General features: G+C 57.5%; 10 protein-coding genes. 8 read left to right on the forward strand and 2 right to left on the reverse strand.

The window, feature by feature from the left end; genetic code table 11:
• The 8 genes from ACAW74_RS24590 to ACAW74_RS24625 all read left to right on the forward strand — a co-directional run.
• The coding region (locus tag ACAW74_RS24590) for a non-ribosomal peptide synthetase (RefSeq protein ID WP_370700911.1) at positions 1 to 4,033 on the forward strand (4,033 nt) is incomplete at its 5' end.
• An 8-nt stretch (positions 4,034 to 4,041) separates the two neighbouring features.
• Entirely contained in the window at positions 4,042 to 10,326 is a 6,285-nt protein-coding gene (locus ACAW74_RS24595; protein WP_370700913.1) for a non-ribosomal peptide synthetase, read from the forward strand.
• Positions 10,327 to 10,349: 23 nt separating this feature from the next.
• Positions 10,350 to 11,666, forward strand: a complete 1,317-nt coding sequence (locus ACAW74_RS24600) for a M28 family metallopeptidase (protein WP_370700914.1) — start codon at positions 10,350 to 10,352, stop codon at positions 11,664 to 11,666.
• A 21-nt stretch (positions 11,667 to 11,687) separates the two neighbouring features.
• Positions 11,688 to 13,334 carry a cyclic peptide export ABC transporter gene (locus ACAW74_RS24605; protein WP_370700915.1) on the forward strand — a complete coding sequence of 549 codons (1,647 nt, stop codon included), beginning with the start codon at positions 11,688 to 11,690 and terminating at the stop codon, positions 13,332 to 13,334.
• Positions 13,335 to 13,338: 4 nt separating this feature from the next.
• Complete coding sequence (locus tag ACAW74_RS24610; protein ID WP_370700916.1) at positions 13,339 to 14,076, forward strand: thioesterase II family protein; 738 nt, start codon at positions 13,339 to 13,341, stop codon at positions 14,074 to 14,076.
• A gap of 23 nt (positions 14,077 to 14,099) precedes the next feature.
• On the forward strand, positions 14,100 to 15,800 hold the full coding sequence (locus tag ACAW74_RS24615; protein ID WP_370700917.1) for a carboxylesterase family protein: 1,701 nt from the start codon (positions 14,100 to 14,102) through the stop codon (positions 15,798 to 15,800).
• Between the two features lie 5 nt (positions 15,801 to 15,805).
• Positions 15,806 to 16,804: a cytochrome-c peroxidase gene (locus ACAW74_RS24620; protein ID WP_370700918.1), complete on the forward strand. Its 999-nt coding sequence runs from the start codon at positions 15,806 to 15,808 to the stop codon at positions 16,802 to 16,804.
• Positions 16,805 to 16,836: 32 nt separating this feature from the next.
• Positions 16,837 to 17,568 (forward strand): 4'-phosphopantetheinyl transferase family protein, encoded by a 732-nt coding sequence (locus ACAW74_RS24625; RefSeq protein WP_370700919.1) that lies wholly within the window; start codon positions 16,837 to 16,839, stop codon positions 17,566 to 17,568.
• 162 nt (positions 17,569 to 17,730) lie between these two features.
• On the opposite strand, the gene ACAW74_RS24630 is transcribed toward ACAW74_RS24625, so the two are convergent.
• Both ACAW74_RS24630 and ACAW74_RS24635 read right to left on the reverse strand, forming a co-directional pair.
• Positions 17,731 to 17,877 (reverse strand): hypothetical protein, encoded by a 147-nt coding sequence (locus tag ACAW74_RS24630; protein WP_370700920.1) that lies wholly within the window; start codon positions 17,875 to 17,877, stop codon positions 17,731 to 17,733.
• Between the two features lie 125 nt (positions 17,878 to 18,002).
• Positions 18,003 to 21,101 carry a lantibiotic dehydratase gene (locus ACAW74_RS24635; RefSeq protein ID WP_370700921.1) on the reverse strand — a complete coding sequence of 1,033 codons (3,099 nt, stop codon included), beginning with the start codon at positions 21,099 to 21,101 and terminating at the stop codon, positions 18,003 to 18,005.
• Positions 21,102 to 21,141 lie beyond the last annotated feature (40 nt).

The raw sequence follows: 21,141 nt of genomic DNA on the forward strand, positions 1-21,141 counted from the left end.
GCTGCTGGCCCAGCAGGCCGCCCACTGGCAGGGGCTGGTGGCCCACTGGCAGGGCCAGCCCCTGGGCCTGCCCTCGGGGCAGGGCAGCGGCAGCGGCCAGGTGGTGATCCGGCTGAGTGCTGAACTGACCGATGGGCTGCTGCGGGTGGTGCCTGCCGCCTACGGCAACCACATCCAGGAGACGCTGCTGACGGGACTGCTGCTGAGCTGGCAGGCCCTCAAGGGGGCGGGGGCGGTGCTGCTGGAGCTGGAAGGGCACGGTCGCGAGGGGCTGGTGGGGGGGCTGGACGTGAGCCGCACGGTGGGCTGGTTCACCAGCCTCTACCCGGTAGGGCTGTGCCTGAGCAGTAGCTCGGTGGGCCGCAGTCTGAAGGAAGTCAAGGAGCAGCTGCGGGGCGTGCCCCACCACGGGGTGGGGTGGGGTTGGTGGCAACAGCAGACGGGGGCGATCCTGTCGGCGGGGGTGCTGTTCAACTACCTGGGACAGTTCGACACGGACCTCAAGGGGGAGCTGTGGTCGCTGGCTGGGGAAGACTACGGTATGGTAGAGGGCGTAGACGAGCCCGTGTTTGGTCCGCCGCTGCGGATCATCAGCGGGGTGTTGGGTGGCGAGCTGGAGGTGTCGGTTCGCTACGATCGGGGTATGGTAGACGAGGGGTGGGTGGTGGCGCTGGTAGCGGGCTACGAGCAGGCGCTGGGGTCGGTGGTGGCTCACTGTATGGAGCAGGGGGAGCGGGAGCTGACGCCGAGTGATCTGAGCTACAGCCAGCTGTCCATCGATCAGCTTACCCAACTTGAAACCCACGTAGAGGCGCAATACGATACCAAACTAGCCGATGTGGTGCAACTGGCTCCGCTACAGGAAGGTATGGCCTTTGCCTATCTGCGCCAGCCGAACACTACGGCCTACAGCTATCAATTGGCCTACCGCCTGACGGGCGATGTAGCGCTGGCGCCCTTCACCAATGCCATCAACCAATTGATGGAACGCCACGCCATTTTGCGCACGGCATTCGATTACGAACAGACGGGCGAACTCGTTCAACTCATTTTAACCAATCGTCAACCAGTCCTTACCTATACAAACATCAGCTTCGAAACGGCCGAACGGCAGCAAACGATCATCGCCGATTACAAGCAGCGGGATCGGGAACGCGGCTTCGATATTGTTCGGGAGGTGTTATTCCGAATTGCCCTGTTCAAAACCGCCGATCAGCAAGTTGAACTAGTCTGGAGCTGTCACCACCTGATTATGGATGGCTGGAGCATGGGCGTGCTGATGGCTGATTTTCTACAATGCTACGACGCCCAGATCCAACCGTCGGCAAAACCGATGCTGCCTGCACCCCAGTACCGCGACTATGTGCAATGGGTGAAACAACAGGACCAGACGGCCGCTACCAGTTACTGGCAAACGTACCTGAGCGGCTACGATACGCCTATTCAACTGCCCCGCCGCACCTATACCAACGAGACCAGGACGGCCTTCCAGTATGAATCCCTACGCCTTACGTTGCCAACCCACATTAGCCAGTCGCTGCTGGCATTCGGGCAGGCAAATGACCTGTCGGTGAGCCAGATGCTGACTACGCTGTGGGGGTTGCTGATGGCTCGCTACACCAACGCCCAGGATGTGGTCTTCGGCGAAGTAATAGCCTCCCGCCCACCCGAACTGGCTGGCGCTGAGCATTCGGTCGGCCTGTTTCTGAACACCCTACCCGTCCGCATCCGGTTTTCCGAGACCGACACGCTGACCGACCTGATGGCTCGGGCCAAAGCCGATCGGCTGGCCGCAACCGGCCACAGTTACCTGCCTTTGTCGGTCATTCAGGCTGAATCTATGCTGGGCAGCGAACTCATTAACCAACTGTTTATCGTTGAAAACTACCCGGTCGAAACCAGCCTATCGGAAGCACCGTCGACGCACTGGGTTATCGACAACGTCACCACGACCGAGCATACCGACTATGACCTGGCGGTCGACGTAAAACTCGGTGCCTCGCTTCAGATTACTTTAAAATACAACGCGGCCGTCTACGATGCCGCGTTCGTTGGGCAATTGCAAACGCATTACGAGCACCTGATCCGGCAGTTTGTGGCTATGCCCGAAGCGCCATTGCGCCGGGTGGGCCTGCTGACAGCCGACGAAAAAGTACAGCTCACTTACTGGGGCGCTGATGCCGACGAAATCCGCACGCCCGACCCCTCGTACCTCACGGCATTCGACGCGCAGGTAACCTATACGCCTTATGCGGCGGCTCTGCTCGATGGCCTCACCACGGTCGACTACCGCACGCTGCAACGGCGGTCGGTGCAGATCGCCAATTACCTGCAACAAGAGGTTGGTATAGAGCCCGGCGACGTTGTCGGCGTATACATGCACCGCTCCATCGAGTGTGTCGCCTGTCTGCTGGGGATTATGCGGGCAGGGGCGGCGTTCCTGCCCATCGACCTCAGCTACCCCATCGACCGGGTGCGCTACATGCTCAATCAGGCGGGCACGAAAGTCGCGCTGACCGCCGTCGACTACCTGCCCGCGTTGCAGGAGGTAGGTTGCTACACGGTGGCTACAGAGGTTATTCCGCACGTAGACGGAGCGCTTTCGGCCGAACAGCAGGCACCAGCCATTGCTGACAACCGCACGGCCTACGTGATCTTCACGTCTGGTTCGACGGGGCAACCCAAAGGTGCACAGCTGTCGCAGCGAAACCTGATGAACTACCTGCGTTACGTCAACCGGACCTATGCGCTGGGCCGCGACGGCTTCCCGATGGGCTGGTTTACGTCGGTGGCGTTCGATCTGAGCATCACCACCCTGCTGGCTCCGCTACTGCGCGGCGACAGCATCCGCATCTTCCACGACGACGAACCGCTGCACGATGTGTTGACAACGGTGTTTGGCGAAACGTCGGAGCTGACGATGGTGAAACTGACGCCTGCCCACGTCGGGCTGCTTAATCACCTGCCTATTGCTTATACCAACATTACCTGTGCCGTGGTGGGGGGCGAAGAGCTTCAGCCCGAACACGTCAGGACACTATGGCGGCTCAACCCGGCCATGCGGATTTACAACGAATACGGCCCTACCGAAACGACCGTGGGCTGCGTGGTGAACCGGGTGGGCGACGAAACTGACACGCGGGCCGTGGGCAAACCCATCGACAACACCCGGCTTTATATTCTGGATGTCGAACACCGAATGGTACCGGTGGGAGTTACGGGCGAACTGTTCATCGGCGGGGCGGGGGTTGGCAAAGGCTACATCAATCAGCCTGAGCAGACAGCCCAGCGGTTTATTGCAAACCCCTACGGCGGTACCGACTGGCTCTATGCCACCGGCGATCAGGCGCGCTGGTTGCCCGATGGCCGGGTTGAATACGTGGGTCGAAAAGACAATCAGTTGAAAATTAAAGGCTTCCGCGTGGAGACGGGCGAAATTGAACACCAGCTGGCCCGCATCGACGGCGTTCAAGAAGTGTGCGTACTGGGCCTCGACCGGCCGAAGCTGGGTAAATCACTGGTCGCCTACGTAGTAAAAAAAACGACGGCTACCGAGCTGACCGAAGAGGCGTTGCAACAACGGCTGCTGGCATTCCTGCCCGCGCACATGATTCCCGAGGCGATTCTATTCCTCGATAAAATTCCGCTGACCGTCAACGGTAAAATTGACCGCCAGGTGTTGCCTACGCCCGCTGCCCGGTCGGAACTGGTGGCCTATGTGGCCCCAGAAACCCCCAACGAACGACTGCTGGCCGAGGTGCTGGAAACCATACTGGCCCAGCCGCAAATCGGCTGCACCGACAACCTGCTTCGGCTGGGGCTCGACTCAATTCGATCAGTGCAGGTGATGGCCAAACTGGCACAACGCGGCTACGACCTGTCGGTGGCAACCATGTTTGAGCAGCCCTACCTCGGCGAATGGGGCCGCCACCTGACGGCCCGCACTCACACTGAGCCGTTGGCTACAGCACCCGTCCAGACGGAGCGGGTCAGTGCCGACGATCTGGAATTGATCGAAGCCCTTTTCAACTGAACACAGCCATGACGGAAGCTATTTACCCACTAACCCCACTACAGGAAAACTTCCTGTATGTATCGCAGACGCAGGCCGAGGCATACGTTGTCCAGTCGGCATTTGCGATCAACTATACCCTGCAACCCGATTGGGTGGCCGAGGCCATCGGACAATTAACCCGGCGGCACGATCTGCTCCGTACGGCCTTTGTGTTTGAAGGGTTGAAACGACCCTATCAGGTGCTGCTGGCCGACCGGACCATCGACGTACGTACCTACGACCTGAGCCACCTACCCACCGACGCCGCTCAGGCCGAGATCGCCCGGCGACTGGCTGAGGAACGTACTCAGCCGTTTGAGCTGGCCAAAGAACCCCTGCTGCGGGTGCTGCTGCTGACCCTACAGCCCGACCGGTTTGTGGTGGCGCTCACCAACCACCACATCCTGATGGATGCGCAGGGCGTTCGGCAACTAATGGCTGAGTTTGTAACCATCTACCAGTCGCTGGCACAGGATACCCCACTGCAATTGCCCGCACCAACACCCTTCCGGCAGTATGTCGAGTGGCTCGAAACGCAGGACAAAACCGAGGCGGCAATGTTCTGGCAAACGTACCTGCAGAGCTATCTGCAAACGGCTACGCTGGCACCTACCCAGCGCCAGACAACCAATGCAACGCCTCGCTGGGCTGAAGTCACGCAGGTGCTACCTGCCCAGCTAACAAGTCGGCTGGGCCAGACGGCGGTGGCGATGAACGCTACCCTGCCCACGCTGCTGCAACGGGTATGGGGCGTGTTGTTGGGCTGGTACAACCAGACCCAGGACGTCACGTTTGGCACCGTCAGCACGGTCCGCCCGGTAGATGGCCCCGCTTTCGACCACACCATCGGCTTGTTTACTAACACGGTGCCGGTGCGGGTGCAATGGACCAATGCCGACAGCGTCTACAGCCTGACCCGGCAGGGGCAACGCGACTTCTGGACATCGCTGCCGTACCAGCATTTGCCGCTGAGCGACATACAGGCGCAGTCGCTGCTCCGGGATCGGCTGTTCGATCACCTGTTTGTAGTCGATACCATGCCGGGCGGAGCATCCAACATCGACTTGGCACTGATCCGTCCACTTGACGAAGACGCTTTTACCCAGATCAACTACGATTTCGGCGTACTGGCGCAGGTGAGCGACACCCTGCAACTGCGCTTTACGTACCGCGCCGATCGCTACGAGCCGTGGCTGTTCGAGAACCTGGCGGCGCAGTTTCAGCACCTGCTGGAGCAGATCGTGACGGACCCGACTCAACCCATTGGCCAGCTAAACCGGCTACCGGCTCAACAGCAACTGAGCCTGTGGGCGGCTATGCAAAATCCAACGCACTACGAAACGCCCGAAACGGGTCTGTTTGGCCTGTTTCAGCAATCGGTAGCGCAGTACACCAACCAGACAGCAATTCAATCGCCCACTGAAACGCTTACCTACGGGCAACTGGTCGCGGAGGTGGATGCGTTGGCGGGGCAGTTGTTTCATGCCTATGGCGTGCGGCCTGATGAGGCGGTCGTTGTCTGGGCCGATCGGTCCGTCGAGCAGCTTATCGCCTGGCTGGCATTGCTGAAACTGGGAGCTACCTACGTACCGGTAGCCGCTCAGATGCCTGCCGCCCGCGTGCTGGAAGCGAGCCGCCAAACCAACCCTCGGCTCATCCTGACCGATCGACCGGCGAACACGCTGCCAGCATCCACGTTGTTCCTCAACGAACTACGTACCCAAGCCAGAGCCGCTGCCCGGACAGTAGAGGGCAGTAGGCTGATTGGGGCCGATCAGGTTGCCTACATCATCTTTACATCGGGCACTACGGGTATCCCTAAAGGCGTACAAATTGCCCACCGGAGCTTCGGTAGCCGGATTCAGGACCACATCACGTACCTGGCCATCCAACCGGCGGACCGTGTGCTGTACCTGGCCTCGACAGGTTTCGACGCCGCGATGGTTGAAGCCGGTATGGCGCTGTTTGCCGGTGCGACGCTTTGTCTGGCCGATGCGGCTACCAAAGACAACCCCGCCCTGCTCGGTGAGTACATCGACGCCAACGGTGTGACCGTCGCCATTTTTCCGCCTGCTTACCTCAACGCCTTCGACCGTCGTTCGCTACCCACGCTGACGCGCATTATCACTACGGGCGAAGAAGCCCGGCTGGCCGAATCGCTCTTTTACGCCCAAACCCGGCGCGTCATCAACGGCTATGGCCCCACCGAAACTTGCGTGGGCGCTACTTTTTTCGAGATCAACCCTACCCACGCTGATGACTACCGGGCGCTGGGACACGTACCCATCGGTGCACCCTTTGCCGATACCACCGTGCTGGTGCTGGACAAAGACCTGAACCTGCTGCCCGAAGGCGCCATTGGTGATCTGTACGTTGGCGGCATCGGCCTGTCGACTGGCTATCTCAACGACCCGGCCCAAACCGATCGGGCTTTTATCGAAAACCCCTTTGAGTCGAGTAGCCGTCTCTACCGCACGGGTGACCGGGCCCGCTGGCATCAGCACTGGGGGCTGGAGTACTTCGGGCGCAACGACAAACAAGTGCAGGTACGGGGTATCCGGGTTGAATTACAGGACATTGAAAGCAACCTAATCGCCTTTGAAGGCGTAACTGCAGCCTGCGTAGTGGCTCAAGCCAACGAACAGGGTGATATGGCGCTGACTGGGTACGTTGAAACGAAACAAACCATCGACCTGCTGGAGCTACGGACGTTTTTGCAGCAACGATTGCCCATCTACGCCATCCCGGCGGTGCTGGTACCGATCTACGAGCTGCCCCTTACCGCCAACGGTAAAGTGGACGTGGCCGCGCTGCCTAATCCCGCGCAACCCGATGCCAGCCAGGAAGTCGTGCTGCCCCAGAACGAGTTGGAAAGCCAGCTGTTGACTATTTGGCAGGAGGTGCTGGAAACGCCCACGCTGACCACCACGCACAACTTCTTCCAGGCGGGTGGGCATTCGCTCAAGGCGATGCGGCTGGTGGCCCAGATATACAAGCGGATCGGTACCAGACTCAACGTAGCTGAGGTATTCAATTACCCCACGGTGGTGCAGCTGGCTGGTCGGATCAACGCCCATCAGCAGTCGGCGCGTTACGAGGCTATTCAGCTGGCGCCCCGCCAGAGCCACTATGCTGTTTCGGCAGCGCAACGTCGGTTCTGGATGCTGGCGCAATTTGCGGGCGCTGAATCGGCCTACCACATTCAGCAGGTTTGTGAGCTTACGGGTCCGTTCGATTCGTGGCTGTTCGAACTGGCACTGGGCCAGGTGGTTGAACGGCACGAGATCCTGCGCACATCTTTCCATTTTATCGGCAGCGACCTCCGGCAGGTGGTGAGCTATTACGAACCCGACGATCTGCCTTTTCGAGTGGTAACGGATATCGACGAAGCCGCGTTTCCCGCGTTCATTCAGGACGAACAACAGGCACCACTACCTCTCGACCGGCCTTCGGCGTTCCGGGTGTGCGTGGTGCCGCTGGCTGCCGAACGCCATGTGCTGGTGATGACGATTCACCATATACTGGTCGATGGCGCGTCGTTGCAGCAATTGACAGGCGAGCTTTTCCGGCTCTACAATGCCCACGCCGCCGGGCAGGCAATTGAGTACCCGCCGCTCGCCATTCAGAATAAAGATGTGGCCGACTGGCAAAACAGCCAGTTTGCCGATTCGGCTCAACCCGATAAAGCTTACTGGCTGGCCGAGCTGGCAAACCTGCCAGATCGCCCGATGCTGCCCGTGCAGCAGGTACGTCCCGTACAGAAAACGTTTGTCGGCCATCGGGTCAGTACCACCCTGACAGGAGCTACCTACACGCAGCTAAAACGCTGGGCCGTGACGCAACAAACCAGCGTCTACAACCTACTGATGAGCACGCTCTATGTGCTGTTGTATCGCTACAGTGGCCAAACCGATCTGCTGATTGGAACGCCGGTATCGCTGCGTCAGCATCCCGGCCTCGATGAGCAGATTGGCCTGTACCTGAATACCTTGGTCGTGCGGGCTACCGTCGATCCGTCGGCGCCGTTTACCGTGCTCGCCGGGGCGGTTCAGCGGAAAAATCTTGCCAATCAGCAACATGCGCTCTACCCATACGATCAGATGGTGGCTGACCTGAGCCACAGTCGGACCGATGGCTCGCTCTTCGACGTGATGCTCTCGCACCAGCAGCTGGGGCAGGCCACCGACGAGTCACTAACCGACCTCCGCACAGCCTACTATGCCACTGGCTCCGACACCCAAAGCAAATTCGATTGGGAGTTTTTCTGTTTCGAAAATCCACAATCGCTCGATGTATCGCTGGTGGTGGATGCCGATCTGTATGACCTCGACCGGACCGAACAGATTCTTCGCCACTTCGTCGCCCTGTTGACGACCGCCACGACGCCTGCCGACGCCGAGCGCCCGATTGGGCAGTTGCTGATGCTGTCGGCGACGGAGCAAAACTGGCTGGATAAGCAGAGCCTTGGCGAAACACAGACGTTCGGGACGGATGATCTGGTAACGGCGTTCCGGCAGCAGGTTCAACAAACGCCGCAGGCCGTCGCCGTCTGGGACGAAGCCACCACGCTGACCTATCAGGCACTCGATGACCAATCTGACGCGCTGGCAACGTACCTGCAAACGCAGTACGGCATCGGGCCGGGTAGCCTGGTGGGCATGCTGATGCCGCATTCCTCCCGCGTACTTACGGCCCTGCTGGCTATACTGAAACTGGGGGCCGCTTTTAGTCCACTCGACATCAGCAACCCCGCCGACCGGCACCAATACATGCTCGACAATGCCGGTGCTCAACTGCTGCTCACCGATTCGGCGGTGGCGTTCACACCCGTCAACTGCCCCACGCTGGCCATCGATCGGTTCCGGCCGGTAGGGGAGGTGCTCCGGCCCACGGTTTGCTGGACGCCCACCGACCGCGCCTACGTGATCTACACCTCCGGTTCGACGGGCCGGCCCAAAGGCGCGTCAATCTCGATGGGGAACCTGATGAACTACCTGCGCTGGAGCAACCAATATTATTTCGCCGATCAGGGCGGCTACCCAATGGCCTTGTTCACGTCCATTGCGTTCGACCTGACCATTACTACGTTGTTCTCGCCGTTACTACGGGGCGATGGCGTTCGGATATACGAACCGGCAGCAGCGATGAACGAAGTGCTGGCCGGAGTCTTCGCGCCGAACTCGGGTATCCGGGCCGTGAAGATGACGCCCTCGCACGTGCTGCTGCTCCAATACACCGGCCTGAGCCAAACCAGCGTGTCGCACATCATCGTAGGCGGCGAGGCGCTACTGCCCGAGCACGTCCGGCTGTTGCGGCGGCTGAATCCGGCCATGCGCATTTTCAATGAATATGGCCCCACCGAAACCACGGTTGGGTGTGCTATCGAGGAAATCGCCGGGGAGCACGATCACATTACCATCGGCCGGCCCATCGTCAACACGCAACTGCTGGTGCTGACTGCCGAGGGCGAACACGTACCTGTGGGTGGCGTGGGCGAGCTTTATGTGGGCGGCGAGGGTGTGGGTATAGGCTACATCAACCAACCCGATGCTACCAGCCGCGCTTTCCGAGTGCTGCCGCAGTGGCCGGGTAGTCGGCTGTATCAGACTGGCGATCTGGCCCGGTGGCTGCCCGACGGTCGGCTCGATTACCTGGGCCGGAAAGACAAGCAGGTGAAAATCAACGGTCGACGCATCGAACTGGCCGAGATCGAAGCACAGATAAGCCGGGTAGAGGGCGTTGAACAGGTAGCCGTAACCGTGGCCGAATTAGCCGCTGGCAGCACGTTGCAGGCGTTTGTAAAGTGGCAGATGAGCCAGCCAATGGATGACAGCGGCCTGCGGCAGCAGCTTCGGCAGTGGCTCCCCGAGTACATGGTTCCGGCCCGGTTTATCACCGTTGACGTGTTTCCGCTGACGCCCAACGGCAAGCTCGACTATCGCCAGCTGGTGACACCACCAACGGTTGTCACGGCCGAAATGCCCCGTACCGAAACCGAACAGCAGCTACAGACTTTGTGGACGACGTTACTCGACGTACTTGAGCCCGACATCCGCACCAGCTTTTTTCACCTTGGCGGCCATTCGATTAAAGCCATTCAGCTTCAGCAGGCTATTCAGCAACAACTAGGCTATAAACTTCCCCTCAACGACATCTATCAACGCCCCACTATCGCCGAACTGGCCGAGGTGATCGACGCCATGCAGGCAGTTGCTCAGCCAAGCTCAATTCAACTGAGCCTGTCAGACCAATACGAAACATACATCATCTGATAAACCTATAGCTATTCATTATCATGAAATCGTTAGCCATTTCTATACTGCTCATCAGCAACGTGCCTGGGGTAGCCTGGGCGCAAACCAACAGGCCACCGCACCTCTCGGCGGTGCAGTTCGACTACGATTCGGTAAACGCTTGCCTGAACGTCAGCTACCACGTGGCCGACGCCGAAGAAGCCAACGTGACCGTTAACGTGGCTGTATTCGATGCTAGCGGCCTGCCGGTGGACGTACCCAGCTGGGGCGCCATAAACCAGCCGCTGACGGCCAACACGCAGCATGCATTTGCGGTCGATTTGTCGGCCTACCGGCAGCGGGTATCGGCGCTAACCTATCGACTGACGGCGGATGATGGCGTGCCGGTGCCCTTCGACGAACTCATCAGTCGGATCGACACCAATCGGCTGAAACGCCGCCTAACGGCCATTAGCGGCGTGCGCCATCCGTCGGTGCCCGCTGGCCTGAAGCACCTGCTTGAAGTGCGTGACCTGTTGAATCAATCGTTTCAGTCGTTCAACTGCGTGGTTCGACAACAGCCTTTTCAGTTTGCAGGCTATGCCGGGCAGAATGTAATCGCTACCTCGACCGGCACTGCTGCCACGCCCGTCACCTACGCACTTACCGCCGCTTATGATGGCAACTGGGTTACTCCCGGTGCCAACATGAACGCCTCCGGGGTAGCTGGCATGCTCGAGGTCATGGAGATTCTGGCGGCCTATCCGCACAAAAACCGGCTCACGGCCATTGGCCTCGATTACTCGGGCGACGATGAGTTTGTGGGGGCTAATTACTACTTGTTCAAGGGTGGGCTGTCGCGCCGCGAAAACCTGCTGGGTACGTTCAATTTCGACCGTATTGGCAGCTACAATCCCCGCGCCCGCTCGTTACGTCCCGATAAGGATTTTGCTCAGCTTTTCCCGGCCGAACAGAAAAAACTGGAGGCCGATAGCCTGCGAGCTAACTTCATGACTATCGTGAGCAACCACGCTTCGCGCCATCTAGCCGATGCCGTTGTCCGCCATGCGCAACACTACGCGCCTCACCTCAGGTACGTGCTTGAGGATTACCCCGGCTATGGCGAGTGTACGGGTGGCTCACACTGCACCATTTTCAAAGTGCAACAGAGCGACCACGTGATTTTCTGGTACCGCCGCCTGCCTACCCTACACATCACCGATGGCCATGCCGGGGAATATATCGACAGCCAGGAAGACGACACCGTCGATAAGATCAATTTCTCGTTTATGCGGCAGTTGTTGAGTACCAATCTGGCCGCTTTGGCCGAGCTGGTTGGTGTACAACACGCTCATAGTATTACACTTAAAGTCAACTAGTTATCTTAAAAATAAGCGATCATGTATCTATTCGATTTAGTTAAGCCTAAAGCGCGGCAATATATCAGTTTATTCATCCTGGGTGTACTGAATAGCCTGCTCTACAGTAGCCTGATCATCTTGCTCAACCAGAGCTTGACCAGCACAGCCACGGGCGGGGGGCTCAACACCAACCTGGCGCTGCTGTTTGTGGCGATCTTGGTGGGGTCTTATCTGTCGCGGCGGTTCTACCAGTCGTACCTGATCCGGTTCACCAACAGCGTCCTGTTCGATCTCGAGCTGTCGATCGTGCGCAAAGTGGTGAGTGCTTCGTATGAGTCGTTCGTGAAGGTGAAAAAAGAGGCCATCTACACGGCCATCAACGATATCAAAACCATTGTTCAGTTTCCGCGCATCCTGATCGACGTATTCAATACAACCGTGATGATTGTCTTCAGCCTGGGCTACATGCTTTTTTTACAGCCGATGCTGGCGAGCCTCGTACTGGGCATGACAGCCCTGATTTTCCTGGCCTACTACTGGCAGAACAAGAAAATCAGCTCGGCTTTTGAGCGCATTCGTGAGCTGGAAAACCACTACTACCGTTACCTCAATGATCTGCTCATGGGCTACAAAGCGGTGAAAATGAGCACCGAACGCACGGAGACGATTTACGAGCACTACCTGAAAAAGAATCGTAATGAAACCGAAGGGCTCGAAACCAACACGGCCATCCGGTATGCCAACAACGAGGTGCTGGGCAGCTTTGCCTGGTTTGCTATCCTGGGGTTTGTGATCTTCGGGCTGCCACTGCTGGGCCGCGCCGACCCGCAGATTACGGTGTCTTTCACCGTCACGATTCTCTACATCGTTGGTCCGCTGACGACCCTCGTCAGTACGCTGCCTTACTTTAGCCGGTCGGCCACGGCCATCCGTCGGTTGCAGGCTTTCGACGAGCAGGTGCAGCATCTCGATGTGGTTGCTCCGGCGATGCAAGTACCCATCGCCGAGTTTGAAAGCGTCACCTTTCGCGATCTGGAATACAGCTATAAAGATGATTTCCAGCGGACGACCTTCCACCTTGGCCCGCTCGATCTGACCATCAACCGGGGCGAAACCGTCTTTATCGTAGGCAGCAATGGCAGTGGCAAGAGCACGTTTCTGCTGCTACTGACTGGCCTGCTCGACAAGCAGTGGGGTAAGATGTACCTCAACGGGCAGTCGATGACCAAAGGACATAGCGCTGCTTACCGCGACCTGATCACGACTTTGTTTACCGACGCCCACTTGTTCAGCGAGCACTACGACCGGTACCGGCTCAACCCCACCGACCCTACGCTACTCCGCTACATCGACCTGCTGGGGCTGACGGGTAAAATCCGGTTTACGGGGCAGGGCACCATCAGCGGCGAACTCTCGAAAGGGCAACAGAAGCGTCTGGGCATGGTGCTGGCGCTGATGGAAGCGAAACCCATCATTGTGATGGATGAATGGGCTGCCGAACAAGACCCCTCGTTCCGCTACTATTTCTATGACCAACTGCTGCCCATTCTGAAACAGGAGGGCAAGACGGTCATCGCCGTTACACATGATGATCGTTACTTCGGTTTTGCCGACCGCATTGTGGAGTTCAGCGCCGGCCGGATTATCGAGCATCAACAAACTGTCGAACTGGACCTAACCCAATAAGATCATGACACTGTCGTCCACCTCCGAGCCTACCATCCTGTTTTGCATTCCGTTCTCGGGCGGAAGCTACTACGCCTATCAGTCGCTGTTGCGCCATTTTCCCAAGTCGATTCAGGCTGTAACGCTTGAATTACCAGGCCGCGGGCGTCGGTTTGGCAAGCCGCTACTGCACGACGCCCACGCCATGACCGACGACCTGATAAGCCAGATGGGCGATCAGCTCCGGCCGGGGCAGTCATACGCCCTGTTTGGGCATAGCCTGGGGGCACTGCTCGCGGCGCTGGTGGCCCGTAAAGCCCAGACCCTGAGTCTGCGGCAACCCGATCATCTGTTTGTCAGTGGGAAAGGGGGGCTTTCGCAGGTACCAACCTCGCAGCGGCACCGGCTCCCGTCGGCGGCGTTTATCCGTGAAGTGAGTGATTTTGGTGGAATGTCGCCTGAACTGATGGCCAATCAGGCATTGCTCAATCTGTTCGAGCCGATTCTACGCGCCGACATTCAGGCGTCGGAAACGTACCGCTACGAGTCGCAACAAATCACTATTCCCATCGATGCATTCGTGGGCACCCGCGACCTGATGACGCCCGACGACGTGCGCCTCTGGCAGCGCGAAACCAGCCACCCCTTATCGCTGCATATCTACGAAGGCAACCACTTTTTTTTATTCGACCACGAAGCCGATATCGCGCGGCAGATCAGCACCAAATTGATACGTGCTACCCAGTTAATCGCTTACGCATAAACACTAGAAACTATATAGAAATCATGTATACCAGAACACTAGTAAGCACCATCCTGATCGGACTAGCGGTCGGAGCGAGCAAGGCGCAGCCGCTGACCCTCGCGCAGTTTTTGCCCAAAAAACAGTTGGTCGCTACATCGGTAAAAGGACTGATTAAACCGGATCGCCAACTCGACTCGCTGACGCTGGCGACCACACTGACCCAATTGGCCACGCAGGGCGGAGGCGTCCTGATCTTCGACAAAGGTACCTATTACATCAACCACGACGTAATACTGCCCGATGGCGTGGTGTTGCGTGGTGCCTTACCTCTGTCTCGCACAAAAGCCGGTGTTGCCGTGCCTGTTACGCAATTTGAGTTTCCCCGTTTCGATGCCGGGGCATCGGCCACGCCAACGTCGGTCGCCGATTTCAAAACCGCTCAACCCAAGCGGATCTACACGCCCAGAGCTACCCAAAAAGTAGGGCTGTTATACCTGTCGATCAACCGCGCCGTGGTCGATCTGGCCGATGTGGTGCGGGGAGGAAACGTTAAACACGGGCAGGTGTGGTTGCAGGGGCTCACGCTCAACAATGGACTCACACTGGACCCGGCGGTTCCTTCGGCCTATCAACGCCAGCACGATCATGGCTGGCAGCGGTGGGGTCGCCGCGACGTACCCAATCTGGCTGTGGGTGTACAAACGTTTTGCCAGATAACCGATTGCCGGATCAACACGGAACCAACCGATGGGTACGTTCAGAATAGCTACATGACCAACGACGGGATGCTCTTTGACGGCACTCAGGCCCGGCTCTTAGTGACCGACCATCCCGCAATCGCCGTCTACACGGCCGCCCCGACCCGCAAATCGACGCTCCGAATCAGCACGAATCAGGTGGCTACGGCCGCTACAGCGCAGTCCATCCTAATCGACGGGCAACCAATCCGGGGTGTGCAGAATCAACTGACGCAACTACCCAATGGCAACTGGACTGCCGACGGCCTGCAGGCACTTGATAAGCGTTATGAGGTGCTTTACACCGATCAATATCCGTCAGAAGCAGGTGGGTACGTTCACGCAACGGGCGATACCCTGCGCTACCGGCTGATTCAGCCGAAACGGATGGAACCTAGCCAAACGTACCCGGTAATCCTCTATCTGCACGACTATTTCGAAGCAGGAAACGACAACCGGTTGCAACTCCGGCAATTTGTGTGGCAGTTGGTCGATCCGGCTGTGCAGGCCAAGTACCCCTGCTTTGTGGTGGCGCCGCAGCTACCGGCCACCGAAGGCAACTGGCGAAGCGAAGCCTTTTCAAGCCTGACATGGCCCCTCGAGTCATCGATGCAACTGATCGACTCGCTGGCCAGGCAATACCCCATCGACCGGTCGCGTATTTACGTGGTCGGCACCAACATGGGCGGCGAAGGGGCCTATGCACTGGCTACCTGGTACCCCGATCAGCTGGCGGCTATTGTGCCCGTCAGTACGGCCTATAGGCTGTCGCAGTTTTCGGCGCAGGAAGCGGCCAAAGTGCCTACTTGGCAGGTCTTCGGCGAGCGCGACGAGTGGTTTGGCTCCTTTACCCGGCAGCTCATGCGGTCGTATTATCGGCTGGTCGATCGGCCAAGCCATTTTTCGGAAATTAAACAACGCGGCCACCGCTGCTGGAATACCCTGCTGGCCGAAGAGCCCACCCTGCTGCCTTGGTTGTTCAGTCAGCGTAAACAAAAGCAGTAACCACCATGAAACCGACACTCCTTCTCAGCAGCTTCGTGGCGATGGCTACTCTGCTCCTCAATTTCGCTACCCCGTCGCGCGTTGGTTCGGGCTTCAGCAAACTACCTACGTCGACGATCGAACTGGGGAAAGCCCTGTTCCATGAGCCAATGCTCTCGCGCAAAATGACCATCAGTTGCGCGAGTTGCCACAAACCCGATTTCGCCTTTTCGGATACCTCGCAGTTCAGCATTGGGGTGAATGGGAAACCAACGGGCCGCAACACGCCCACCGTGACCTACTCGGCTAGGCGGCAGCATTATTTCTGGGATGGCCGGGCGGCAACGCTCGAACACCAGGCAACCGGCCCCATCACCCATCCTGAAGAAATGAACCTGACCGTAACGGAGGCCATTGGGCGGCTTCGCCAGCACGCCTATTACACCGTGGCATTTCAGAAAGTCTTTAACCGAGCCCCCGATTCGCTGGGCTTAACCAAAGCACTCGCCGACTTCCAGCGTAGCCTTTCTGATTATGATTCGCCCTATGACCGCTATCTGAAAGGCGATCAGTCGGCCATGTCGGCGTCGGCTGTTCGGGGCTTCTACCTGTTCTATCAGGAAAATACCTGCGCGCAGCCGGCCTGCCACATTGGCCCCGACTTCAGCGGCGATTCGCTGGTCTTTGTAGGCGTGCACGACGGGAACGACATGGGCCGCTACGGTATTACGGGGCGCCCCGAAGACCGGCAGAAATTTAAGACGCCTATTCTCCGGAATGTGGGCGTGACAGGCCCCTATATGCACGACGGCTCGATGAAGACCCTGCGCGAGGTGATCGTCTTCTATAATCAGCGCGAAAACTTCCTGGGTAACCCGCGTACCCACGCCAACGTGCGGCATCAGCGAGCCCAGACCATGACCGATCAGGATGTCGATGATCTGGTGTCGTTTATGAACGCCCTGACCGACTACCGGTATCAGAAACGTAACGTAGCGATGGATACGACTCCGCGCCGTCATTGAGCGTATTCACCCATTTTAACAACTCGGTTGCCATGATTTGTCTGTATTATGTCAAGTTTGACGGGGTGCTATCGGCTCCCCGGTTTACCGAAGCACTCCGCAGCCTGCCGGGCGCTATGCAACAGCAGGTTGTTCGATTCCGCTACGCTGCCGATCAGCATCGGTCGCTATACGGTAAACTGCTGCTACGTTATGCCCTGCGGCAACAACACCTGCCCGACTCTTGGCTTGGGCAGGTATCTACCGGCGCCTACCAGCGGCCGCAACTCAATGCGCTTGTCGACTTCAATATTTCGCATTCGGGGGATGTGGTGCTTTGTGGGCTAGCCACAGAAGGCACCCGAATCGGGGTTGACGTGGAAGAAATGAAGCCCATTGACTGGCGCGATTTTGAGGCCATCTGGCGCCCCGACGAATGGGCGTATATCACCGGGGGCGGGTCGGCACAGCAAATGACCCGATTCTATACCTGCTGGACGCAGAAAGAAGCGATCATGAAAGCCGATGGGCGCGGCATGAGCCTACCTGTTCAGCAAATCTGGCTCGATCAGGCAACCCTAACGGCGCAGGTGGGACTACAGCGCTGGCAGTTGGTGCCGTTAACCCTTGCCGAGGGCTACCAGGCCCATCTGGCTACGAACAAGGTAGGGGACGCCATGCGGGTTCAGGCTGTCAACGTAGACCAATTGTTGGACGAACCGGCACCCCGCCCCATACTGCCCAGGTACGTTACAGGGGGGCGACTGGCGATCTTATCAGACTGATCACAAAAAAACACCGCCTGAGTGGATCAGACGGTGGTCATATATCATATGGTTTTTGGGGTAGTAGGTCTACTAAGATCGTCAACTAAAAAAGCGTTCTTTTATCTGATACTAGAATCGCCAACCAGTATGTATTTGTGGTAAAGGCTACAAAGCGGTGTTCTATAAAAAGATGGTAGTGATAGTCGTAAACGATTTGCCGTGGTGGTTGGCGTTGCCTTGATTAGCGAGGCGGAGCGTGCCAGCAGAAGTACGCTTGAACGTAGGGCGGATTGTTGAGCCAGTCAGGGAAGTCGAATACTTTTTCATAAGATAGATGTTTTTCTGTTTGTTTTTCTTTGAACAATTCAAAGGTAGGGACTCCTATCACGCCCCGAAAAATTAGTGTACATATGCCGCTATTGGTCATATATCACCCGTGATTAGACCGATAATCAGGTCGTTTTTCCCATACTGTCAATCGGCGCTTTACCGGCGCTTTGGCTTGTTCGTTCCCGTGCTACCTGACTCGTATACCATTGTTTCAGAAAGAAATAAAGAATCAGCTCGTATAGCCGCTGCTCATCGGGGAGCATTCGGTTGATGGCCATGTGGATATGGTGATGGAGGTAATGCTGCTGATCGGCCGTGCCATACTGGCTAGCTAGCCGGGTTAGCGCCTCTTCGATCGGGGGCGTCGAGAAAAACGCCGCTTTTGTCGTCATACAGGCCTGTATCGCCTCCCGAAACACCCGATACTTCTGGTTCAGGAGCCGTCTCATGGCCAGATCGACGTTGAATTCGCGCGAAAAGGCGTTGAAGCCCGCCTCGGCCAGTTTGACCCGATCGGCCACCGATAGCCCGGAGCGATCGAGTAGCCGGTCGATGACAGGCAGGAGGTAGAGCCACCGTTCTTCCGACTCGAATGGCAGTGCCGACAGCGCCTGCAAACAAATCTGGCTATTCTGAAAAAAGAGCCACTCGGTATCGTCCATCGTTCCCAGCGCGTACCGCTCCAGCTCACGTACATACGTGTCGAACTGCATGGTTACCGCCCCGCCCGATGTCTGAAACTCCTTCACGCGCGTGTGGAGGTCGGCCAGCAGGCTGGTGAAGTGCGTGGGTTGGGTAAGCAGGAGCCGAACCCTGACGTGGGGGTGCGGATCGGCATACCGAACAAAAAACCACTTGCTGATCATGCCGGCTTGCAGTAGCTCCTGCACCAGTGGCCAGATCAGGGTTGTCAGCAGTTGATCCTGGGTACGTACCCCGCCATAAAACTTTACGTAGAGCCACTCGGAGCCGGGCAGAAAGGTACGTTCATCGAGTGATTGAATCCGGGCAGGTAGTTGGTAGTTGGGCGCGGCCTGATCGCGCGTGTAGAGGGTGGCTACCCACTGGTTCGCCATTGTTTCGCCGTGTGGGTTTGTCACGGCTGTGGCATCGGGCGCCAGCCATTCTTCTAGGCATAAAGTGCTGCTCGATTTAATTTCATCCTGCAACACCTGAATGGCAAGTTCATTGCTGATGTCGATCAGCAATTCGTTATCACCGACAACGACGACAAATTGCTCGGGGTAATGGCGTTTACGCCACCATGCCTGAAAAGCGGCGCTGGTTTTTAGGCCCCGGCACTGCGCCAGATCGGCGGCATGCAAATACCAAGTTGCCCGTTTTAGAATAATATCCTTATACACCAGCCGCGGAAAATAGTTACCCTCGGGCTCAATCCGTTGCCAGTCAATTTGAAGTACGGCCTGCTCATTCTGGTATTGAAGGTCGGCCAGAAACCGATAGATCGGATTGGTGGACTGCCTGAAATTATGAGCCGTACTAAGCCGGGGTAAAATTACTTTATCGAGCCGTTTTGATCGAAGCCGGATCACGCCCTGCCGCACCGAAACTAGCAGATCGGTCAAGTGAATGGTGTTGAGCGGCGACGAGGTAGCCTGCCCGAAAATGGGTATTTCGTGCGTGTGAATGGGTTGCCGTATGGTAATGTTGCCCGCCCGGATATCTTCCGGCATATGGACAATCTCGGCCAGAACAGCCCCTTCGTGCTGCTCGGCATCGGATTGGGCCACTTGGCGGGCGAAGTCACGTACCTGGGGGATATAATCGGTGAAGCGGCCCATCATCACCAACGAGCTGATTCCAGTGCTGTTCTCTATGTAAAGTTGACCATCAGCTACTTGCCGGAACAGCAAGCTCATCGAAACGGGCATCCGCTTGATCACCGGCTCAATGGTAGACAGTTCATCGGGTTGAAGGCGGATCTCGTGTGCATTTTCCTGGAGGGCATTCAGCCATTTAGTGTATAGGTAGCGGTCGGCCGATTGGCGTAGAATCTGCTGAGGATGTATTAGGCTGGCAGGCGTAACAAGGTCCGATGTGAGCGAGCTGTAGCTTTTGACCAGATCATCGTTGTAGCCAATCCCGTTTTCATCGTCGAGCACTTGCAATAGGGGTACTTCCTGTTCCTCGTAGCGTTCATAAAAACGAATTTTGAAGGCATCGAGGGCCGATTGATTGCTGGGCGCACTTAGCCGTTTGAGTACGTCGACTCCTTCCAGCAGGGCTTTTTGACTGGACTGGGGAATGCCTCCCTGCACGAGTGGCTCTGAGTCGACTTGCAAGACCTGTTTGGGCAACGGACCGATCGGCAACTTTTGTAACAGCGAGTCGAAGGCAGCCTGCGTCGACTGTAGTTGGGTGGTATCCCCTGTCCGCTTGTCGAGTTGAAGCAATAACTGTCCCATATCCAGCAGGGTTGTTTGCAAGGTGAGCAACTGACGGCTCATTTGCGGTTTGGGTACCTTATTGATCGCCTGAATCAGCGTCGATAGAGGCGTGGAACCAGTGGGGCGTAGGGTGGTTTCGGGTAGTAGGATCTGCCCTTCGAGTAACTCGGTCAGGTACGTTATCGCGTCGGATTGTGTGTAGTTCAACTGATCCGTCAGGAGTTGACTCAGCTCTTGGAGCGAGGCGGTTTGGTCGGTCAGGTATGTGCTGATCAGATCGAGCGGCTCTGTCAGTTCCGTGAGGCTGATCTGATTTACCCAGGTTTCACCCTCTCGGATATATTCGATGTACGAGGCTTCCTGTCCCACAAGGTGACAGGTTGGGTTCAGGTAGCACCGCAGGTGAAGTAGCAGTTCAAGGTGCGTATTGGCATATTCAGTCAGCAGTATGACGACCAGGGTGTCGAGCCGGGTACGCCTCCGAAACCCATTCACTACTACGCCTGCCTGTGATGAATCGGCCCAGCCTGCCAGGGTGCAACCCGCTGCCAGCCCAAACGGTGTACAGCGGTTGCTCATCCGGGTGGCGTATTTGTATAAGGTCTTTATCAGTTGCTGACCGGTCTCGAGATCGGCTTCGGGCCGAGCTAACCAATTGGCTAGCGAATCAACTAGAGTTGGTGATGAAATGGCCAGTGCTTCCTGACTGGCAGGAAGTTGCGCCCATTCCAGAAGCTGTTCGGGCGACCAGGCTACCGTTGATGGGAGCGCTGGGACCCGAAGCAGCAGATTGGCTGCGAAAAAGTGATGCATAGACTAAGGGGCAGGTTATTGAACACAATAAAGTCGTGAA

Origin of the sequence: Fibrella musci (genome assembly GCF_041321105.1) — a bacterium.
In the GTDB taxonomy this organism is placed as follows: domain Bacteria; phylum Bacteroidota; class Bacteroidia; order Cytophagales; family Spirosomataceae; genus Fibrella; species Fibrella musci.